Annotated in this window: 16 protein-coding genes; all 16 read left to right on the top strand. The window is 58.1% G+C overall.

The genetic code is table 11. From position 1 onward, the window contains the following. Window positions 1-276 precede the first annotated feature (276 nt). Window positions 277-633, top strand: coding sequence for a hypothetical protein (locus tag KAK11_RS07235; protein WP_210807693.1), 357 nt, complete (start codon window positions 277-279; stop codon window positions 631-633). Between the two features lie 64 nt (window positions 634-697). After that, complete coding sequence (locus KAK11_RS07230) at window positions 698-4303, top strand: FG-GAP-like repeat-containing protein (protein WP_210807691.1); 3606 nt, start codon at window positions 698-700, stop codon at window positions 4301-4303. A 208-nt stretch (window positions 4304-4511) separates the two neighbouring features. Further along, on the top strand, window positions 4512-8501 hold the full coding sequence (locus tag KAK11_RS07225) for an RHS repeat domain-containing protein (protein ID WP_210807689.1): 3990 nt from the start codon (window positions 4512-4514) through the stop codon (window positions 8499-8501). Beyond that, window positions 8498-9016 (top strand): hypothetical protein, encoded by a 519-nt coding sequence (locus tag KAK11_RS07220; RefSeq protein WP_210807687.1) that lies wholly within the window; start codon window positions 8498-8500, stop codon window positions 9014-9016. The genes KAK11_RS07225 and KAK11_RS07220 overlap by 4 nt, the downstream gene beginning before the upstream one ends. A gap of 696 nt (window positions 9017-9712) precedes the next feature. Then, window positions 9713-10081 (top strand): hypothetical protein, encoded by a 369-nt coding sequence (locus KAK11_RS07215; RefSeq protein WP_210807685.1) that lies wholly within the window; start codon window positions 9713-9715, stop codon window positions 10079-10081. Continuing rightward, window positions 10057-10437, top strand: coding sequence for a hypothetical protein (locus KAK11_RS07210; RefSeq protein ID WP_210807683.1), 381 nt, complete (start codon window positions 10057-10059; stop codon window positions 10435-10437). Before KAK11_RS07215 ends, KAK11_RS07210 begins: the two co-directional genes overlap by 25 nt. A gap of 13 nt (window positions 10438-10450) precedes the next feature. After that, on the top strand, window positions 10451-10831 hold the full coding sequence (locus tag KAK11_RS07205; protein ID WP_210807681.1) for a hypothetical protein: 381 nt from the start codon (window positions 10451-10453) through the stop codon (window positions 10829-10831). Between the two features lie 272 nt (window positions 10832-11103). Next, on the top strand, window positions 11104-11481 hold the full coding sequence (locus tag KAK11_RS07200; protein WP_210807679.1) for a hypothetical protein: 378 nt from the start codon (window positions 11104-11106) through the stop codon (window positions 11479-11481). After that, complete coding sequence (locus tag KAK11_RS07195) at window positions 11471-12022, top strand: hypothetical protein (RefSeq protein WP_210807677.1); 552 nt, start codon at window positions 11471-11473, stop codon at window positions 12020-12022. The genes KAK11_RS07200 and KAK11_RS07195 overlap by 11 nt, the downstream gene beginning before the upstream one ends. 65 nt (window positions 12023-12087) lie before the next feature. Next, window positions 12088-14403, top strand: coding sequence for a secretin GspD/PilQ domain-containing protein (locus tag KAK11_RS22170; RefSeq protein WP_210807675.1), 2316 nt, complete (start codon window positions 12088-12090; stop codon window positions 14401-14403). Continuing rightward, a complete protein-coding gene (locus KAK11_RS07185) occupies window positions 14400-14885 on the top strand; it encodes a type II secretion system protein (protein WP_210807673.1) in 486 nt (161 codons plus the stop codon). Before KAK11_RS22170 ends, KAK11_RS07185 begins: the two co-directional genes overlap by 4 nt. Before the next feature lie 6 nt (window positions 14886-14891). Then, on the top strand, window positions 14892-15269 hold the full coding sequence (locus KAK11_RS07180) for a type II secretion system protein (protein ID WP_210807671.1): 378 nt from the start codon (window positions 14892-14894) through the stop codon (window positions 15267-15269). Further along, window positions 15256-15741, top strand: a complete 486-nt coding sequence (locus tag KAK11_RS07175; protein WP_210807670.1) for a pilus assembly FimT family protein — start codon at window positions 15256-15258, stop codon at window positions 15739-15741. Before KAK11_RS07180 ends, KAK11_RS07175 begins: the two co-directional genes overlap by 14 nt. Continuing rightward, a complete protein-coding gene (gene gspG / locus KAK11_RS07170; RefSeq protein ID WP_210807668.1) occupies window positions 15738-16169 on the top strand; it encodes a type II secretion system major pseudopilin GspG in 432 nt (143 codons plus the stop codon). Before KAK11_RS07175 ends, gspG begins: the two co-directional genes overlap by 4 nt. A gap of 326 nt (window positions 16170-16495) precedes the next feature. Beyond that, window positions 16496-17623 carry a SpvB/TcaC N-terminal domain-containing protein gene (locus KAK11_RS07165; RefSeq protein ID WP_210807666.1) on the top strand — a complete coding sequence of 376 codons (1128 nt, stop codon included), beginning with the start codon at window positions 16496-16498 and terminating at the stop codon, window positions 17621-17623. Window positions 17624-17640: 17 nt separating this feature from the next. Beyond that, window positions 17641-20220 carry an FG-GAP repeat domain-containing protein gene (locus tag KAK11_RS07160; RefSeq protein WP_210807664.1) on the top strand — a complete coding sequence of 860 codons (2580 nt, stop codon included), beginning with the start codon at window positions 17641-17643 and terminating at the stop codon, window positions 20218-20220. Window positions 20221-20222: the final 2 nt, after the last annotated feature.

Here is a 20222-nt window from a genome sequence, read left to right as displayed (position 1 = left end):
ATAAGTTCGCATTGCTGCTGAAAACACCGACCACACCGACTGCTGTGGTCGAGTGACCCCTTGAATGCCCGTCGCAACAGCTGAGAGAGCAGCAAATCAGGACAAGTCACTCCCCCAAATGGTGGGCCGTGCATCCCTAAATCTGTGGATGCGATAAACCCTTAGCTCAGTCTGTAGACAAGCAGATTCCGTCAATACACAATTCCGATAACGCCCGGCAAAAGTTGTGACTTCTGCCTGCGGCTTTACTACATAAACAGTCGTGAGGAGAACCCAATGGAACGCAGTGTCCGATTGGTTGGGCGTGCATGTGCCAGCGTCGCGTTGGGGCTTTTTTCTTCTTTCAGCTTTGCGCAGCAGTGCTACCCCACGCACTGTGTGGGCACGGTGGAGGAGATCTACAGTCATGTTGAGGCCGGTGGTCTTACCTACGTCAAGATCGCCGGAGATGTTTCAAAACTCAACTGCACCCCGGTATCAGGCAGTCATCTGACTTTGCCTGGTGACAAGCCGGGTTCAAAGGGCCTCATGGCTATGCTATTGGCGGCCCAAGCGAGCGGCCGCACTATTGGGCTTCGCATTGCAGATGGCTCTGTGGGTTGCATCGTCGTCTACGCAACTCTCGGAAAGTAATTTTCCATTCAGCCCTCTTGGCCTCTGAACATTCGAGGCTGACTTGCATCACATGAGCACTGCCATGCAGACACACCGTTCAAGCCCTCACCTGGTTTCTCAGGCCCTTTCTTTGGCAACGACGTGGAGCTTTTTTGCGTTGATTTCATGCTTGGCCAACCCCGCTTCGGCGCAGCTTGCGGTGTCTGAAAGCGGCACAGTGACATACAGCCATTCACTTGCTGTAGCACCGGGCCGCGGAGGGATGGCGCCTCAGCTGTCGTTGCAGTATTCAGGTGGTGGTGGCAATGGACCGGTGGGGGCGGGTTGGTCATTGCAAGGGTACTCTGCCATCACGCGGTGTCCGCAAAACAGGGCCATTGACGGCTTGCCCCGTAACGTCATGAACAATAGTGGCGACCGCCTGTGCATGGATGGTCAGCCCTTGATTCGTGTCGATAGCGCCGGCGTGCCGTACGTGTCGCCTGCCATACCTACAGATGACGCAAAAGGTATGGCGTCAGGCTACCTCGAGTTCCGTACCGAGCGAGACTCCTTCTCGCGTATCCGGTCCTTTGGCTTGGCCGATCCGGCAGATGCGAGCAAGGGGCCAGCCTATTTCAAGGTTTGGACCAAAGCAGGGCAGGTTTACTACTTTGGCACTCATCCGGCCATGGCTGCCAATAGCAACGGCCGCATTGCCAACACTGAGGGCATCCCGGTGGCCTGGGCCTTGAGTCGAGTGGAGGACACGGCCAGCAATTACATGGACTTCTTCTACGAGCGGCGAGAAGCGGCCTGGGGCTCTGGCAGCACTTCGTCTTATCCAAAGCCGGGTATGGAGTGGAATCTCGTTGAGATTCAGTACGGTGCCAACGTCAATACTGCGTCACCGCATCACGCCAAGGTGGTTCTTGCATACTCAGACCGGGCAAGCCCCGCCAGTCCGCCGGTTGATACGCCCCCGCCTTGTCAAGGATACAACTGCATCCCTTACAAGACGCTGCCTAAGGTGTATGGCGCGACGCCGAGGGTGGCTGCTTTGGGAGTTGGGACTATCCAAAGCACACAGCTCCCACCTCCACCACAAGACGCTCAAGAGAGTTATCACCTTGAGGCCAAAATGGTCAGCCTCAGGCGTTTGGCAAGCATCACAGCCTACGCAGCCATCACTGCACCAGGCAAGTTAGGGCCTGATGGCAAGGCCGTTCGCACTACCAAAGTGCTATACGAGATTGCACCTGTGTCAGGGCGTTCTCGCGTCAGCAAGTTGACGGAGTGTGCCGGCGATGTCTCCAGCACGGCCTGCTTGCCAGGCCCAAGCTTCACCTACTCAGCGCCCGAGTCAGGCAATGAGTCCATTACCCTTAACAGCAAGTTCAATCTCTCCAAGATGGAGTTGATGCCCAAGCCGGGTGTTCGAAACCTCGGAATCTTGCTCGGTGATTTCAACGGAGATGGTCGAACCGATATCTTGCGGTGGCACAACACCCCCGCGCTTAACCAATTGTGGTTGAGCAAAGGAGATGGCTCCTTCACCCAAATACCCAATGGGACCTCTCCAGGTCAGTTCAATTTGCCGCATCAACTCTTTCGAGATGATGGCTGTTTCACTTCATTCGTCAGTGACTTTGACGGGGACGGTTTGGTTGATATCGTCCGAACTGCGACGTCAAAGAACAAGATCGGGCTAGCCTGTCCAACTGCGACTCAGGCCTACGCTCATTACTTTAAGAATGACGGTAAGGGACAGTTCACACCCGTTCGCCTGACTTTGGACGCAGCCTCGGGGGGGGGCGATCTTCCTGTAGACCAGCTCACGGTGAATGCCATTGACGGCATCGGAGACGCGGGTGTGATTGGCTACAGCGAAGGGCGCAGCACTTATTTCTTGGACCTGAATCAAGACGGTTTCTTAGACGCCGTTCACGCGCGCTATCCAGCCACCTCTCCGGCCGCCGAGCTGCCCGATTGCTCAACGGGTTGCACGCGCGTGTTTATGGGGAAGGGGAATGGGCAATTCAGCGAAGTTGCCAGTAACGTCAAGCCATATTTGCTCTATAGCAATCCGGGTAATCCGGGCGCTCTCACCACTGGCAAGAACCTCGCGGACCTCGATGGAGATGGCCTGACCGATATCATTAAAGTGGGTGGTCAGCACTATGAAACGGGCAGAGTTGCTTGGCGCTCCCGGGGCGATGGCAACTTTGAACAGACCAGCTTTACCGAAGTCGCTTGCGATGTCCCTATCGATTTCAATGGCGACGGTCGTGCTGACTGTCTGTCAGTGGGAGACACCTCCGCGAAGACCGTCTTACAGGCTTCTGTCGGTACCAACCGAGTCATGAAGGTCGCCGACTTTAGGTTGCAAAAGTGGACTGGAACCGCATTGACGGCTGACCCGAGAGCCCTGGCTGGCAACACCTTTGGAATCTCCGTTCTCGACCTGAACAGTGACGGCCGCGAAGACATCCTGCGTTGGGATGACGCAGCACCATACAGTGCGCTCTATCTCTCCGACGGAGATGGCAAGTTCACGCGCTCTGTCATTCATGATGGCATTACCCCCACTCGGTTCCGTCACTCCAACGGCACCATGGACTTCATCACCGGCGACTTCACCGGGCGTGGAACCACGGAGATTTTGCGCCTCTCCAGCGGCGCTCCAACGGCAGCAGATACTTCTAGCACCAATAACCTCTACACCCGTATTCACAGCACGCCGCCAGACCTTTTGGTTTCAGTGAAAACTGGAACGGGCCTCACGACGACGCTGACTTATCAGCCCTTGACAGAACTCGATCGTGACACCGATCGCAGGTACAAATCCGACCGCTTTACCGCCCTCCAGGCTGCTGCACCCTTGGTGGATATTCAGGCACCGATTTGGGTGGTGACAGACATGGTCAACGATGCGGCTGTTCTGGATGCGAATGGGCAGATGCAGACGGTCACCACCAAGTACGCATATGCGGGCTTGAAGGCCGACTCCTCTGGACGAGGTATGGCAGGCTTTCGGGAAGTTCGACGTGAAGGGGTCAGTGCCAAGGGCAATCCTTTAACCACGATCACAGAGTATCTTCAAGTCCATCCCTACATGGGCTCCCCAAAGCGCACGAGCACTCGGCTGGACACCCTCTTCGGCACAAGCGGGAAACTCCTGTCGAGTGGAAGCAACGTCTATTGCGATGCGACAGCCCCCAGCAGCATGCGCGATGCAGCCAGTACGACGCCTGACGCACCCTGTATCTGCACCGCAGCAACCTGCGGCATGAAGGCCCGCATTCATCGGCCTTACTTGTTGCGCTCCAAGCAGCAAGGCTTTGACCTTGACGGAAGCGTCCTGCCGGAAACGCTCACCGAGTACACGGTATTGCCTTCGGGTGACCCACTTACGGTCAAGGCCACAACCAGTGCCACCCTGTTGGGCCAGCTTCGCAGCTACGTGAAGTCCACCACCAACGAGTACCACCTCGATGTGGTCAACGACACCACCTACCGCGTCGGCCAACTCAAATCCGCCACCGTCACGCAGACCGTGCCCAACCTGATGCCTAGTCTCAGCACGAGTGCGGGTAACAGCCCCAATGCCACCAAGACCCAAGGGGTGCCGCCGGGCGACTGGCAACCGCCGCCTTCACTGCCGCCGGGCGTTCTCAGCGCCATTCTCGACTTGCTGCTGCAGGACTGAAGGGGAGCCCACCATGACCATCAGCCACTTCCTGCGTGCCGCTTTGCGTGGTCGTGCAGCCGCCGCCTGCGCAGTTTTGCTGGGCATGGGTGCCGCCATGGCCCAAACCACGCCGACAGACCCCTACAGCTACAGCCGAAAGAGCAGCTTCACCTATAACGCCCAGGGCTTGTTGGAAACCGAAACGGTGGAGCCTGGAAACCCTGTCTTGGGTGTCAAAACCACCCACGGCTATGACGCCTACGGCAACCGAATCAGCAGCCGAATTGAGAATGAAGTTGGCGCAAAAAACGATGCCCAATTCCTGCCTGTTTTTTCCGCCCGTGCGGCATCTTCCGCGTTCAATGCCACACCTGCATCGGGCTCCATTGCGGCCTCTCCAGTGGGCCTCTTTGCCACGGTCAGCAGCAATGCCCTGAACCAAAGCGACAAAAAGGTTTTTGACCCGCGCTTTGGCGCAGTAGTCTCAGTAGAAGGCCCCAACCAGCTCACCACCCGATGGGAATTGGACGACTTTGGCCGCAAGGTCAAAGAGACTCGGGCTGACGGCACGTTTACCCGAGTCAGCTATTGCTACATCGCCGGCCGAGCAGCAGATCACGCCAGCAATTCAAGCACCTGCCCGACCAATGTGCCTGCCGCCGAAATTCCGGCCCAAGCACTGTCCTTCACGCATACCCAAGCCGTTGCCAAAGATGGCACCACAACGCTTGGCCCCTTCACCCGAGTCTATGCTGATCGCGCTGGCCGCGAGATACGTGTCGCGACCCAAGGCTTTGACGGTGCCGGCCAACCCGCAGGCTACAGCGGTGCCACCGTCGTCAAAGACACCCAGTACAACCGATGGGGTGTCAAAGAGCTGGAGACTGCGCCCTATTACCTGGGCAAGAACACCAGCACCCTCAACACGCTGAGCAATGGCTTGGTGCAAGCCAAGCCCGCTGCAGCCACCCCTGACTACGGGGTGAGCTTGACTGAAGTGGACGACCTTGGGCGCCCTGTGGCCATCTACATGGCAGACCCGCAAGGCAGCCAAGCCTCTGTGAGCTTTGGCCCCGTGCATGGCACCCGCAAAGCCAGTGTGCAGCGCGCAGCCCATACCGCGCTGAAGGTGACGCAAACCACCGACAAAGGCCACACCCGCGTTGAAGAGCGCAACCCCGAGGGGGCGGTCATCCGGGTGACAGATGCCACCGGGGCGCAATTGGCCCACCAGCACGACGCCTTTGGCAACCTCGTCGCCACCAAAGACGCTCTGCAAAACGTCATCCGCACAAAGTATGACATCCGGGGCCGCAGAGTCGAACTTACCGACCCCGACACAGGCTTCTGGAAGTACACCCACAACGCGCTTGGCGAACTGGTTAAACAGGAAAGCCCCAATCAAATCTCCGCGGGGCAATCCACCACCATGAGCTACGACCTGCTGGGTCGCATGCTCACGAGGGCTGAACCAGAGTACACCAGCACCTGGGTGTACGACAGCTGTACCAAAGGGGTTGGCAAGCTCTGCAGCACCAGCACCACCCATGGGGTGAGCCGCACCATGGCCTACGACAGCCTGGGCAGGCCGTCGTCCAGCCGCACCAAAGTCAGTGGGGCCGTGGCGGGTGGTATTGCTCAAGATGTTGCCACTGCGGTGGGATTTGACGCCAATACAGGGCGTGTTTCTTGGCAGCGTTTCCCGACCGGACTTCAAGTCAAGCCGAGCTATACCACCCTCGGTTTTACGGATAAGTTGGTGCTGGACACCGCCTTGACCATCACCCCCCTGCCCGACAAAAACGGCACCGTGGCGCCCCAACGCCCGATTGCGGCCGGCCAAGTGCTGTGGACAGCGCTGCAGGTTGATGCCCTGGGCAAAGTTGAAAAGCAAAAGCTGCACAACGACATCAGCACCCTCATTGCCCCCGAGGCGAGCACGGGCAGGGTACTGGCGCAACAAGGCTTTGCCGGCACGGCCACCACGCCCACCATACAGAACCAGCAATACACCTGGGACAGCATTGGTAACTTGGTGGCCAGGGCAGACGCCATTGGCGACGGCACCAGCGGGGCCGTGAGTGAAAGCTTTATCTACCAAGACGGTTTGAACCGCCTGACCAGCTACACCGTGGCGGCAACCAACATCCCCGGCACCGCCCGCAAGGTCGACCTGCAATACAACGCCCTGGGCATGCTGCTCTTCAAGAGCGACGTGGGCGTCTACACCTATGGCGCGCAAGGCGATGGCCAAACTCGACCGCATGCCCTCAAGTCCGTCACCGTCAACGGCGTGGTGCGTGACCTGGGCTACGACGCCAACGGCAACCTCATCACCGCCAGCTCAGGCCCTTATCGCAACCTGTCCTACACCAGCTTCAATCTGCCCGACAGCAGCACGGGCATAGCGGGCCCGGGCGGCACACCAAGATACACCTGGCATTACGACGAAAACCACGCACGCCTCAAAGAAACCCACGCCAGCCCGGCCGGCACCCGCACCACGTGGTACTTCCATCCCGACAACCAAGGCGGCTTGGGCTTTGAGCGCGAAATTGCGGCCAACGGCCTGATCAGCAACCGCCACTATTTGGCGGCGGGCGGCGCCACCATAGGCGTGTTCATCAGCCGTGGCGCGCTGCCCACGCTGACAGCCGCTGCCCCATTCCCGGCCCAGCTCCCCAGCATCACCGGCGTGAAGCTGGAGTACTGGCACCGCGACCATCTAGGCAGCTTGGTGGCCACGTCCGATGCTTGGGGCACCGTCACCGCCCGCTACGCCTACGACCCCTTTGGCAAGCGCCGCATGACGGACGGCCGTTATGACGCATTTGGCACCTTGATTGTTGACTGGGTGGCAGACCGCAATACAGGCACCGACCGCGGCTTTACGGGCCACGAGCACCTGGACGACATCGGCCTGATCCACATGAACGGCCGGATCTTTGATCCGACGCTGGGCATCTTCTTGCAGGGCGACCCGTTCATTCAAGACCCCACGGACTTGCAGAACTACAACCGTTATGGGTACTGCCTGAATAACCCGATGACGTGTACGGATCCGACGGGGTATTTCAGTCTGAAGAAGTTCTTCGGGTCTTATGTGGTCGGGTTTGCGCTGGACTTCTTTGTTCCTGGCTTGGGAACTTATCTGTCCGCCGGCTACCGTCTAAGAATGATCGCCCGAACCAAGATTGGGTATCAGATTGGATCCATTGTTATTTCGGTACTCTCTGTTTACTGTGGGCCCAATGCTCCCGCCTGCAATGCAATCGGTCAGATGGCGTGGTCAGCTCTGGCCGGTCATAGCGCTGAAAACGTGCTGAAGACAGGAGCGTTTGCCTATGTGTCTGCCACCATGAACCAAGGAATCGGCGAAGCCTTTCCTGGTGGAGTCGGGGAAACGTCAAGAAGCGCACTCACCGCTAAGAGCATGGAGGTCACTGCGACCAGCCGCTTCTTGAACACGGTTGCCCACGCCGGCTGGGGTTGCTTAGAGGCAACCATGAGAGGTGGCGCGTGTCGAGATGGAGCGAAGGCAGGTGCTGTATCGGCGGCGATGTCCAATTACGCGAATATGGGCGTTTCGGGCGATGATTTTGCGGCGCGTGCGACCAATACCGCCATTCACGCGGTGACTGGTGGGGTTGTGTCAGTGGCGGGTGGGGGGAAGTTTGGGGATGGGGCGTATTCGGCGGCGGCGGCGTATCTGTTTAATGAGCTATTACATGAAGGCGGGGGAACTGCGTCGGAACGGAAACGTCGTTCAGGATATTCTGACGGAACCACCAAGCCAGCCGAAGTCCTCTTTGGTCCAAAGGAGTCGGATGATACCTACGGTAGAAAGGTACTGACGTCGGATGCTGCGGGCAATCTCGTCGGGATCGCTGATGGGAGTATTTCTTGGGACTCTCAACTGGCTGCGTGCTCGAACGGATGCCCCGTAGTTCAACCAGGTGAATATGAGGGGGTAGTTAAAAAATCACCAAACTTTGGCCTTTCCATCAATATTGAAGGAGGTCAAGCGGTTCCAACCAGAGACCCCAATCCAAACCAGGGTGGGCAATCATTCGCCACGCATGTATTAATACATAAAGGGATGGGGTTGCTTAGAACAGGAGCGGAGGGATGTTTAACAATAGCACCGGCAAGCTACCAAACATTCATTGGGCAATTTAGTTATGGGCAAAAGGTGGAAGTTAAGGTGTCGAGATGATGTATAAAGTTGCCTTTGCGATTTACCTTACTGTTCAAACATCCGTAGGTTCTGCACACTGCAGCGCGTTCTGTCCTGCTCTGGGGCAATTTTATGAAATCAAGTTGGCTCAGAGGTATCAAATAAAAGACGGAAAAATTTTTGGCATTCCATTGGAATACTCTGGTATAGGAGGGGTAATATCTATGAGCTCAGATGAGCTGCATTCAAAGTTTGGGGTTCTAAAAAATTCCATGAGAAGAATTAAAGACGTATCGGTTGCTTTTGAGTTGAGCGACAATCTAAGTTTTGGTGAGGCGGTTGCGATCAGTTTTTCGGCAGATTGTAAATTTGTGCGCGAAGAAGTTGCTAAGTTCGCAAAATTATTCAAGTCATCTAAAAATGACAATCCTTATGTCCGTGAGTTTGTGATAAGCAATGGCAGATTTAAATATCAGTTGTTCGAGCGATCTGGTAACTGCGCCATTGATCTTTCTCTGAATAGATTCCTTGGGAAATCGGGGTCGGGTCTTTAATTTAAACTCAACGAAATCCGAAATCCGAAATCCGAAATCCGAAATCCGAAATCCGAAATCCGAAATCCGAAATCCGAAATCCGAAATCCGAAATCCGAAATCCGAAATCCGAAATCCGAAATCCGAAATCGTGGTCAGGTCTTTGAGATCGGGGTCAGGTCTTCAATTTAAACCCCTATCTACGTTTAATGGTTGATGTGAGTGTTTGCGGGGTCGTAAACGACGAACTTTCAGAGATAGAGTATTTTTAGGAGTCATGTAATGAGCAAGCTAATTGGTTTGGCGAAAAGAATCGTTTTGGGACTGGCTTGTGCCGGCGCTTTTTCCACTGCGTCGGCCGAGCAAGTGGTCGGAAAAGTGTCGGGGTACTTGGTTACCGATACCGGCGGAACGGAGCTTCTCATTATTCGAGTCTCGAACGCTGATTCGGCGGACGGATGTAACACCACTGGGAGATTTGCGCTGCTGAGTAGTACAGGAAAGCACTACAAAGCGACGGTAGCAGCGATTGTGGCGGCGTACCATTCCCAGAGTGACATCAGAGTGTCTTATGCGAAGACATGCCAGCAATGGGGTAATTCTTATGATCTGAATTACGTCTGCGTAGGCGTTATTCCATGTTGATGTAGTGACTTTCAGATCTCTGGATGGCTTTCCTTGTGCAATATTTTTATCTCCTGTCTCGAAGCGATATTTATGAATGTCAGCCAAAAGTTCATGCGGTGTGTTGCCCTTGTCGCCTTGATGTTTGGACATCAGATGGCACGATCACAGGTTGATTGCACAGGAGCTGTTACAAATCTGAGCTTGCAGCTGAATGCACAAGGCACGGTGACACTGAGTCTTTCTGGTGGCCCTTCCATGACCTACCTTTGTGATATTGACGGAGTTGGCCGCAATGGGGTCGCTCCTGCTGTTTGCCGCGCAATGTATGCCTCGCTGCTGACGGCAAAGACATCAGGTAAGAAAGTATTGATTCGATTTTATGACTATCCCACTTGTGCCGCCGTTCCTGCTTGGGGAAGCGCTGGCGCACTGGGGTGGACTCAGATCGCTTTAGATTAAGTTTTTGGCCTATTTCAATTGATGAAATTCCTGGACTTCCTGTTGTGAAATTTGCCTTCGCGGTGGGCTTCATTCTTTGTTCAAGTGTCTTGCATGCTCAAAGCCAAGTCGACTACAACCGAGCGCTGGTCACCGTTGCCACAGAAGCTGAAAATGGATATCTCCGCATGCAGCCTGTGTCAAGTTTAGGATGTAAATTTGATGTAGTTTACTTCCCTTTGTCAACATCTCCGGGCCGTGCAAAGCTGGCTTTGCTACTGACTGGAAAAGCTATTCAGAAGAACTTGTCTGTGGTTTCTTACGCAAAGGATACATCGGGCTTTTGCTGGGCGCAGACTATTGAGCTTGCTCCCTAACTGGAGATCGAAGGTGTTTTCACTCAAATCATTGCCCATCTTTGTCACCACCATGCTGATCAGCACTGTTTGCCATAGCGCTGCATTCGTGTGTGAGTACAAGGTGGATTCCGTCTCACTGCATCCTGGTGGGCCGGTGTATGCAAGCCTCAGCCAAGTGGGCGGGCCTGGCAAGATGACATATATGCAGTTCTGCAGTGTGGAAGGCCCTCTGAACGGCATGACGGCTTCCAGTTGCAAAGCCATGCTTGCTGTGATGATCAATGCCAAGAATACGCAGGCCAGTGTGAACCTTTGGTTTGACGGCACCAAGACCTTTGCGTGTACGGATGCCAACCGGTCCTGGCAAAGCATGCCCGAGACAGGTTTCTACTTCGGCCCCGAGATCAAGTAGAGTTCGCGGCTTTTGTGATGGCTGGTTGAGCTTTGCCACTGCCCTTTTTGCCCACATCTCGCCCTCCTTCTGCCCACTGGGCCCTGTTGTCTCGTCGCCCTGCGGCCTTGTGGCTGGTGTGGTCTGTAGTGAGCGGGGGGTTGATGCTTGGATGCGCGGCTTTGATCGCCAATGCCTGGGGCACGCGCCACGCATTGGCTACGGCCTCCCAGGTTAACGCCGCGCGTGAGCCGAGCTTAGTGCCGCCCGCACACAGTTCTGCCTCGGCGGCAGTGGCAGACTTCACTCAGCTCTGGCAACCGGCTTCGGAAGTGGGCCTGACGGCGCTGCTGCAGCAGGCTTGCCAAGAACAAGGCGTGGTGTTGGCACAGCTCAGCTTTGCGCCCACTGGCAGTGTGGCTCCTGCCGGTGCTCAGGGGCTGGAGCAGCCCAAGCAGCAACTCGCCTCGCTCGCCCTACAAGCACGCTTCAGGGGCTCTTACCCCGCCACCAAGCGGGTGCTCGGCATGGTGTTTAAGGCCCACCCTAATGCCGTGCTCACCTTGGCCCGTTGGACGGCGCCTCAAGCCGGTGCGGGGGAGAGTGAGTTATCGGTGAGCATGGCGGTGATGCAGCCACCACTTCAAGCAGGGGGCACTCATGCGCCCTAGCTTGAAATGGGCCTTGGCAGGCAGCGTTTGCCTGACCGTGGGCGTGTGGCTGCTGGGCCCTAATGCGCCGACCGCCCAGGTGGTGGAGGCCACCCCAGTGCGTGGGGCGCCAGGGCCTCTCAATCCGGGTGCAGCGCCAACCGCAATGGCCCCGCTCCCCGCACACTGGCCTGCTTTAGCGGTATCTGCCGCCCAGCGTGATGTGTTTGCCGCCGTGCAGCCTCCGGCGACACCTGCACCCAAAGTGGTGGCCCAGGCCGCAGTGGTCAATCAGACAAGCGCCCAGGTGCCACCGCCGCCCCCACCCGCACCTGCTGTGAGTTACCGCTTTCTGGGCCGCATGCGCACCCCTGAAGGCCAGGTGCTGACCCTGCTTCAGCGAGACGACAAGCCCGTCACCCTCAGCGTGGGCCTGGTGCTGGACGATGGCTATGTGGTGCAAGCCATAGAGCCCCTCGCGGTGCGTTTGTTCTATCCGCCCACCGCCACCGTAGTGGAACTCCCAACGCCCGCAAGTGCAGAGACGGGCTCTGGGTGGTGACAATGCAGCCTATGAGAGAAAAAGAATGGGTTTGGGGCAGGCGGGCCCTGTGTGCAGGGGCGGGCGTGGCGCTCGTCCTGTTGTTGAGCGGCTGTGTTGCAGAGCGCCTGCGTGCTGACGCCCAAGAGCGCTTGCGCGCGGGCGACTACGAAGCGGCACTCGACAGCCTTGAAGCGGGCCAAAAAGAACACCCTGACTCTGCCCTCTTGCGCTCTGGCACCTTGTCGGCTCGCAACGAGGCCTTGTCTCGTCTCCTCACCGAGGCCGCTGCTGAAAGAGCGCTAGGCCGCCTAGATGCCGCCGAGGCCCTGCTCAAGCGGGCCTTGCGCTTCGACACGGGTGGCAAGCGGGTTGAAGCCTTGCTGGCTGATGTAGCCGTCGAGCGGCGGCAGCGCCAGGCCTTGGCCCAGGCCGAGTCTTTGGCTGCCCAGCAACCGCAGGCGGCGCTGCTGGTCATCAACACCGCCCTGAAGGACAACCCCCGCCAGGCCGACTTGTTGGCCTTGAAGCGCCGGCTAGAGGCCCAACAGCGCCAAAGCCAAACCAAGGCCATGCAGCAGGGCTTGAATGAAGCTCGCCCCATCTCACTCGATTTCAGAGACGCCAACCTGCGCACGGTGCTCGACGTGGTCAGCCGCAACAGCGGCATCAACTTTGTGCTGGACAAAGACGTGCGGGCCGACGTGCGGGTCAGCGTGTACCTGCGCTCCGCTCGGCTCGAAGACGCCATAGACCTGATCACCTCCACCCATGGTCTGGCCAAAAAGCTGCTGGATGGGCAGACCATGCTCATCTACCCCAACACCCCCGAGAAGCAGCGCGAGTACCAAGAGCAAGTGATCCGCGTCTTCCACCTTGCCAGTGCCGAGGCCAAGGGCGCAGCCGCCTTTTTGCGCTCCATGCTCAAGCTCAAAGAGCCCTTTGTGGACGAGCGCTCCAACATGCTTGCCCTGCGTGAAACACCAGAGAACATAGAACTGGCCGAGCGCCTCTTGGCCCTCTACGACACGCCGGAGCCCGAAGTCGTGTTGGAACTGGAGGTGATTGAAGTTCGTTCATCGCGCCTGCTGGATTTGGGCGTGAAGTTCCCCGACACCCTCTCACTCACCCCGCTGGGGCCCACCGGGGCTGCAGGCGGCATCACGGCGGGCAATATTGAAAGCCTGACACGCAACAATGTGAGCCTGAGCTTCGGCGGCGTGTTGCTGAACTTCAAGCGCGAGATTGGTGACTTCAACACCCTGGCCAACCCCCGCATCCGCGCCCGTAACAAAGAGAAAGCCAAAGTGCTGGTGGGCGACAAAGTGCCGGTCGTGACCACCACCACCGGGCAAGGCGGCTTTGTGGCGGACAGCGTCAACTACCTGGATGTGGGCCTGAAGCTCGAAGTGGAGCCCACCATCTTCGCCGATGACGAAGTCGCCATCAAGGTTGGCCTGGAGGTCAGCAGCGTTTCGCGCGAGGTCCGCAGCACCAACGGCACCTTGGCCTACCAAATCGGCACCCGCAACGCCAACACCACCTTGCGCCTGCGAGATGGCGAAACCCAGCTCCTCGCCGGCTTGATCAGCCGGGAAGAGCGCATCAGCGCCAGCCGCCTGCCGGGCTTGGGGGATCTGCCCGTGGCGGGCCGTTTGTTCTCTAGCCAGCGCGACGACAACACCAAGACCGAGCTGGTGCTGGCCGTCACCCCCCGCATCGTGCGCAACCTGCGCATCCCAGATGCTGCCCAGGCCGAGCTGTGGGTGGGCACAGAATCGGCCACCCGGCTGCGGGCCGTGGGTGGGCGCGCACCGGCGGTTGAGGCGCCCACCAGCCCAGACAAGCCGGCCACTGCGCCCGCTGCTGCGGCAAGCAGGCCTGAAGGGCAGGGGGGCATTTCCCCAATTCCAGGCCCTGGCGGGCCTTCGCTTCGGCCACCGGCGCCCGGCCTTGAATCCCCACCCGTGGCCCCAACCGTCAACCCCTTGACCCTGTCTTGGCGCGCCCCTGCAGAGGCCAAGGTGGGTGAGGTCTTTGAGCTCAGCCTCATGCTCAACAGCCTCACCACCCTGCGCGGTGCACCTGTCACACTGGCCTACAACAAAGCCATGGTCGAAGTGGTGGGCGTGGAAGAGGGCGACTACTTCCGCCAGGGCGGGCAAAAAACCCACTTCACCCACCAAACTGATGCGGCAGCCGGCCGGGTGCAAGCCGGCGTGCTGCGCGAGACCCTGCAAGGCACCCCCGGCCAGGGTAGCGTGCTGACCCTCAAGCTCAAAGCCCTGGCCCCCGGCGTGGCTGAGTTTCATCTGGCCAGCTTTGACGGCGTGGTGGTGGGTGTGGCACCCGTGGCCAGCCCGCGGCTCGCGCCTCACAAACTTCAAGTGAAAGCGCCATGAAAGTCTCGGGGCGAGGTCGCTCAGCAACCCAACGCGGCCTCACTTTGGTGGAGCTGCTGGTGGTGATGGCCGTGCTGGGAATCTTGGCCTGGGCGGCCACGCCCATGGTCGAGCTCAGCGTGCAACGCCAGCGCGAGCAAGAGCTCAAGCGCGCCCTGTGGGAGATTCGTGACGCCCTGGACGCCTATCACTTGGCCGCGCAGCAGGGCTTGGTGGCGGGTGGTGCCTCCGGCTACCCGCCCAGCCTAGAGGCCTTGGTTCAAGGCGTGCCCGATGTGAAGGCCCCAGGCCAAATGCGTTACTTTCTGCGCCGCATTCCGTCTGACCCCTTTGCACCCCCCAGCACACCTGCGGCGCTGTCATGGGGCCTGCGTGCGTATGACACCCCGCCCGACAGGCCGGGCCCAGGCGCTGATGTGTACGACGTTTACAGCCGCTCTAACCGCATGGGTTTGAATGGCCAGCCAGTGTCCCAGTGGTAACCCACCATGCGCAAAGCGACTGGCTTTACCTTGATCGAGCTTTTGGTGGTCATGGCCGTCTTGGCCCTGCTGACCACCCTGGCCGTGCCCCGCTATGTGGAGCATGTGGACAGAGCCCGCGAGCGGGTGCTGAAACAAAACCTGATCACCCTGCGCGAAACCATCGACAAGTTCTACGCAGACCGGGCACGCTACCCCGCCAACCTGCAAGAGCTGGTGACCCAGCGCTACTTGCGCGAGGTGCCGACGGACCCAGTGACGGAGCGCTTTGACACCTGGCAACAGCTTCCCCCGCCGGGCCAAAGCGCGGGCCAAGCTGTGTTTGATGTGCGCAGCGGTGCGCCGGGCGCAGGCCGCGATGGAGTGCCCTATGCGCAGTGGTAGCCCGCGCGTGCAAAGCCGCCCCACCCAAGGCTTCAGCTACATCGCCATGCTGGCTACTGTGGCCGTGCTGGGCGTGGGCTTGGCCGCCATTGGCCAGGCCTGGTCAGACCAACAACGCCGCGAGCGCGAAGCCGACATCCTGCGCATTGGCAGCCTCTATGCCGAAGCCATTGCGCGCTATCACCGCATGGCGCCGGGCAGCGTCAAAACCTATCCCGCCACCCTGCAAGACCTGCTGCACGACCCGCGCTTTCCGGGCACAGTGCGCCACTTAAGGCGTCTGTACCCCGACCCCACCAACCCGAAGCGCCCTTGGCTGCCCATCCCCGCCCCAGAAGGAGGTGTGCAAGGGGTCTACATCACTTCGGCACAAGCTCCTGTGCGCCAAGCCCCTTTGGTACTCGGTGCGGTGACATTGCCTCCCGCCCGCCACTACCATGAGTGGCGTTTCATTCCCACGGTGACACCATGACAAGCCCCTCTCTGCACGCGCGCCCTCCAGCCAAAGGCTTCACCCTGATGGAACTGCTGGTGGTGGTGCTCATCATTGGCCTGTTGACAGGCATTGTGGCCCCCCGCCTTTTGGGCCAAATCAACAAGTCCGAAGTGACCACCGCCCAAGCGCAAATGGATGCGCTAGACAAAGCACTGCAGGCCTACCGCATCGACACTGGGCGTTACCCCAGCAGCGCCCAAGGGCTCAAAGCCCTGGTGCAGCAGCCGCCAGAAGAAACACGCTGGCGTGGCCCCTACATGCGGGGCGACATCCCGCCCGACCCCTGGGGCATGCCCTATGTGTACCGAGCACCCGGCAACAACGGCAAAGAGTTCGAACTGCTGAGCACGGGGCGTGACCGTGTTCCTGGTGGATTAGGGGATGACGCTGATATTCTTCGTTGATTTGAGCGACAATAATCGGACAAAAGATCAGTGACGATTGCGCCAATGTGAGGGATCGCAAGGGCCAAGCCAAAGAGGGCAGCATCAGGTTGCTGCGATGGGGAGTTTCCATGTTCACCACACGGTTTGCCGCAGCTCGGCAGAGCCGCTGCTTTTCTGTCTCTGCACCCCAAGTGGCACATCACGTGCTTGTTTCGGGCGCTGCAGTGCCTGCAGTCGGCCCAACCGCGTCAACTTCCAAAGCCAAAGCCATGTCTCTACCTCCACTGCGCCTCACGCTCGGCCGCTGCGCGCTGCCCAGTCTGCTTTTGGGCCTTGCAGCCAGCGTGCACACATTGCCCGCGCTCGCCAACGGCGTCACCAGCCCCATGCAGTTTGCAGTCACAGAGTCTGGCCAAGCCACGGTCAACATTCCCATTCAAGTGCCGCGCGGCATTGCAGGCATGGAGCCGCACCTAGCCCTCAACTATTCCTCCGGCGCCGGCAACGGCCTCTTGGGCCTGGGCTGGACGCTCAGCGGCATCTCCGCCATCACCCGCTGCCCCAAATCCATCCAGCACGACCAAGTGCGTGGCGTCATTCGCTTCAACACGGGCGATCGCTACTGCCTGGACGGCCAAAGGCTTTTGATCGTCAACAAAGGCAATACAGACGCTGAGTACCACTCTGCGGGGGCCGAGTACCGAACATTCCCGGACAGCTTCTCGCGCATCACGGCTGTTGGCACCACCAATGGCTCGCCCACCTACTTCAAGGTGGAAACCAAAGCCGGCTTGACCATGGAATTCGGTGATGTCAGTGCGACGGCGCCGGCCAATAGTGCCCGCATAGAAGCACTGTTTGAAGATGCCACTTTTGGCAGTGCCACCAACCGTTGGATGCTCAGCACTATCACTGATCGCTTCAGCAATTCCATTCGTTTTGTGTATTGCAAAGGCCGCGTCAGCGCAGACGGCAACAACTGCAGCGGCGCAGGAGATTGGACGGGCAGCGCCCCCTTGCACTACATCCAATACACCAAAGCACTGAGCGGTGGCCCGCTCATGGCGGTGGTCTTCAATTACGAAGACAGGCCAGACGCACAAGCGGCCTTCACCTATGGAGCCAAAGTTGCCCAGACGCAGCGCCTCAAGTCCATCGTCACCTACATGAACTTCAAGAGCCTCACTGACCGTGGCACGCGCATCAAGCACTATGCGTTGACCTACGACCCACTTGAAGATGCAGGGAAAGTTTCTCTGCGTGCTACCCGGACCAGTCGTCTCATTCAAGTTCAGGAGTTTGGCGAAGTCGATTCCATGAAGTTGCCACCATTGAGATTCGATTACCTGTCCGACTCAGTGTTTGGAAAAACCGTAAAACTCAACGCTGAAGGCAGTGCTGGAACAGGAAAAGACGACAGAAGCTGTGGCGGGTTCGCCCAGCCTGGTGTGCCTCAACAGCTCTGCCCATAATGCCGCCGGAGAAGTCAATGCAAACACAAATACAGTATCTCTTGCGCATCTCAGCAGTGGCCTTGCTGCTCTTCTGCCCGCTTGTGCAAGCACAGGAACTGAAATGGGCTCCTGAGTCTGGTGGCGTCTCTGCACCTGAAATTGGGTCCATAGAAACTAGGCACTGGGTCGATGTTAATGGTGATGGGCGTGACGACTTTTGTGCGTTTTCCGATAATGATAATATATATCTGGTTTGCTACTTCGCTACTGATGCTGGGTTTTCAAAGCAAAACTTGAAATTTCAAGTGCGCAGCATGGATGGTGTGAAGCCATTTCAATGGGTTGATCTGAATGGAGATGGTCGGGTGGACCTTTGTCGGGTCGACAGGCTAGACGGAAGCTCCGGTTGGAACGTCAATTGCTATCAGAATAATTTGCCGGAATCAGCGAGTTTCAGCACAGTTCCGACGCTGTCAATTCCATATTATTGGGAAGAGACAGATTGCGGATACAACGGCTGCGCACCAACCATCATTCACCCAGGCGTCGATAAGCCCGGTGACTTCTTTTTTTCCGATGTAGATGGTGATGGCAATGCCGAGGTTTGCTACATCCACCAAACCAACCCATCCTCAAAGTCATTGCGGTGCAGAAGCTTCTCAGTGAATTCTTTTCAAGCGGAAACTGCAAAGTGGACTTCTGCCTTCATGCCCGAAGGCACCTACCAGCGGGGTTTTTATGATTTCAACGGAGATGGCTACAAGGACTATTGTGCTTTGCATGCTGATAATCTGATCCGGTGCACCTTGACCGGCCCGAACGGCTTAGTGGGAGCCGAGGTCGTTACGTCCTCAATTCAGACTTACAAATACGCATCTGCTGGCGCCTCGTTTGTAGACATCAATGGCGATGGGAACACAGATTTCTGTGCTCCCACCCAAAATGGATTGGGTCTGATTGCTTGCGTGCTCTCGAATGGGCGAAGCTGGGCAAAAGAGCAGGTCGTATTGTCCGTAGGAGACTTTGGGCATGAAGGTTATCGTTGGTGGACGGATATCAATGGGGATGGTGCTGCCGACTATTGCAGGGTGCCCAGCACAGCAGCCAAGCCAAGGAGCCCGACTTACGATGCTTCAGCCGGGGATGTTTATTCCACCTTGAGTTGCCGTCTCGGACAAATAGGTGCCGACGCGAGGGTCTTTGGTAAATCACTTTTCACTCTCAGTGATTTAGTTGTCACTGGCGTGAATTTCGGTGCTGGTACAGGGCTTAGCTTTTGCTCAGCTGGTGGCAACGGGTTTCAAACGCTTTGTCGCGTCACCAATGTTGTTACACCAGTAACCCCGGTTTGCACTGATAACCCGAATCCCAATCGACCGCCCATTTGCACCCCTGCCTATACCAACCAAACGGGCTTTTCCGCAGGAATCGCTGGCGTCAATCAAGCCAGCCCTGCACTCATGCGCTCGCTGGAGGACGGCCTAGCGGCTCAAACTCGCGTCACCTATTTGTCTATGAGTGATGCACGTGTGTACAGGCGTTCAAGTGCAGGCAATGGTGCTCGTCAGCAGCTCATTCAAGGCACGTCGCCCCTGGTCTACGAGTCTCGTGCCTGGCTCAAACAAGAAGGTGAGCCCGATGAGTCCAAATGGCCACCGCTCACTGGCACGGCACGCTACTACTACATGGACATGATGACCGATGTCGTGAACGGTAACCGCGGTTTCCGCGAGCGATTCATGCTTACCGAAGGCAGCAACACCATCGACCATGCGGTGTACTTCCAAGGGCGCGGTAAGGAAGTCGATGTCACTTCTCGCATGGACGACCCCCTCGAAATCGGCGTCGCAAAACTACGCGCCAAGTTCGTGATCGACCCCAAGTCGATCAACGTGCCCGCTGTGGCCAACGGGGCGTCCTATCGCCAGCGCTACTTGGATGCCGTCATGACGCAGGCCGCGCAGACCACTACTTCAACCGTCAACGTGCCGGTTTGGTTAGGTGCTGCAGGCTGGACGACTGTTCCTTTTACAACCTCAAGCACCCGCTTGAAGCGGGCTGCCGAGGCGGAAGCCAACTCTGATGACGGGGCGTTCTTGCTCGTGCAGCGCTCCCTCAATGAATTGGCCGATACCGTCAGCCCCGTTGGTGAGGTTCTCCCCGCCGGGGTGGCTGCCATCAACCCCCGGGTGCGCTATGTCGGCAAATCCAGCACAGCCGCATTCGACCTGAACGGCAGCACGTCTATCCGCCTGCCCAGCACCATTGCCACCAGCAAGCAGAATGCCTTCGGCAATGTGTGGGAACAGGTGCAGACCACCCAGCAAACAGGCACGTCACAAGGCACCTTGGAGTGGGCCAAGACCACGACCAGCACCTATGCCGACGACTACACCAAGTGGAACCTGGGCCGCATGACGGGCAGCACGGTGGTGAGTACCGCGCCCACTGCAGACAAGCAATTGAGCTTGTTCGCCCGAAGCGCTGGCTCCTCACCCAACGCCAGCACCATTTCGGGCTCAGGTCCTACGCCGCCCCCGCCGCCGCCAGGCCCACCAGCGCCGCTGGCCCCTGGGGTGCTCAGCGCCATCTTGCAGTTGCTCTTGGAAGACTAATT

Origin of the sequence: Ideonella paludis, assembly GCF_018069865.1 — a bacterium.
GTDB lineage: Bacteria > Pseudomonadota > Gammaproteobacteria > Burkholderiales > Burkholderiaceae_C > Ideonella > Ideonella paludis.
This window is presented reverse-complemented; position numbering and strand designations above follow the sequence as displayed.

Coding starts and splice junctions, on each gene's coding strand:
- KAK11_RS07175 (WP_210807670.1), top strand. CDS start 15,256: ATGCGCAGTGGTAGCCCGCGCGTGCAAAGCCGCCCCACCCAAGGCTTC.
- KAK11_RS07220 (WP_210807687.1), top strand. CDS start 8,498: ATGATGTATAAAGTTGCCTTTGCGATTTACCTTACTGTTCAAACATCC.
- KAK11_RS07185 (WP_210807673.1), top strand. CDS start 14,400: ATGAAAGTCTCGGGGCGAGGTCGCTCAGCAACCCAACGCGGCCTCACT.
- KAK11_RS07160 (WP_210807664.1), top strand. CDS start 17,641: ATGCAAACACAAATACAGTATCTCTTGCGCATCTCAGCAGTGGCCTTG.
- KAK11_RS07230 (WP_210807691.1), top strand. CDS start 698: ATGCAGACACACCGTTCAAGCCCTCACCTGGTTTCTCAGGCCCTTTCT.
- gspG (WP_210807668.1), top strand. CDS start 15,738: ATGACAAGCCCCTCTCTGCACGCGCGCCCTCCAGCCAAAGGCTTCACC.
- KAK11_RS07195 (WP_210807677.1), top strand. CDS start 11,471: ATGCGCCCTAGCTTGAAATGGGCCTTGGCAGGCAGCGTTTGCCTGACC.
- KAK11_RS07235 (WP_210807693.1), top strand. CDS start 277: ATGGAACGCAGTGTCCGATTGGTTGGGCGTGCATGTGCCAGCGTCGCG.
- KAK11_RS07215 (WP_210807685.1), top strand. CDS start 9,713: ATGAATGTCAGCCAAAAGTTCATGCGGTGTGTTGCCCTTGTCGCCTTG.
- KAK11_RS07180 (WP_210807671.1), top strand. CDS start 14,892: ATGCGCAAAGCGACTGGCTTTACCTTGATCGAGCTTTTGGTGGTCATG.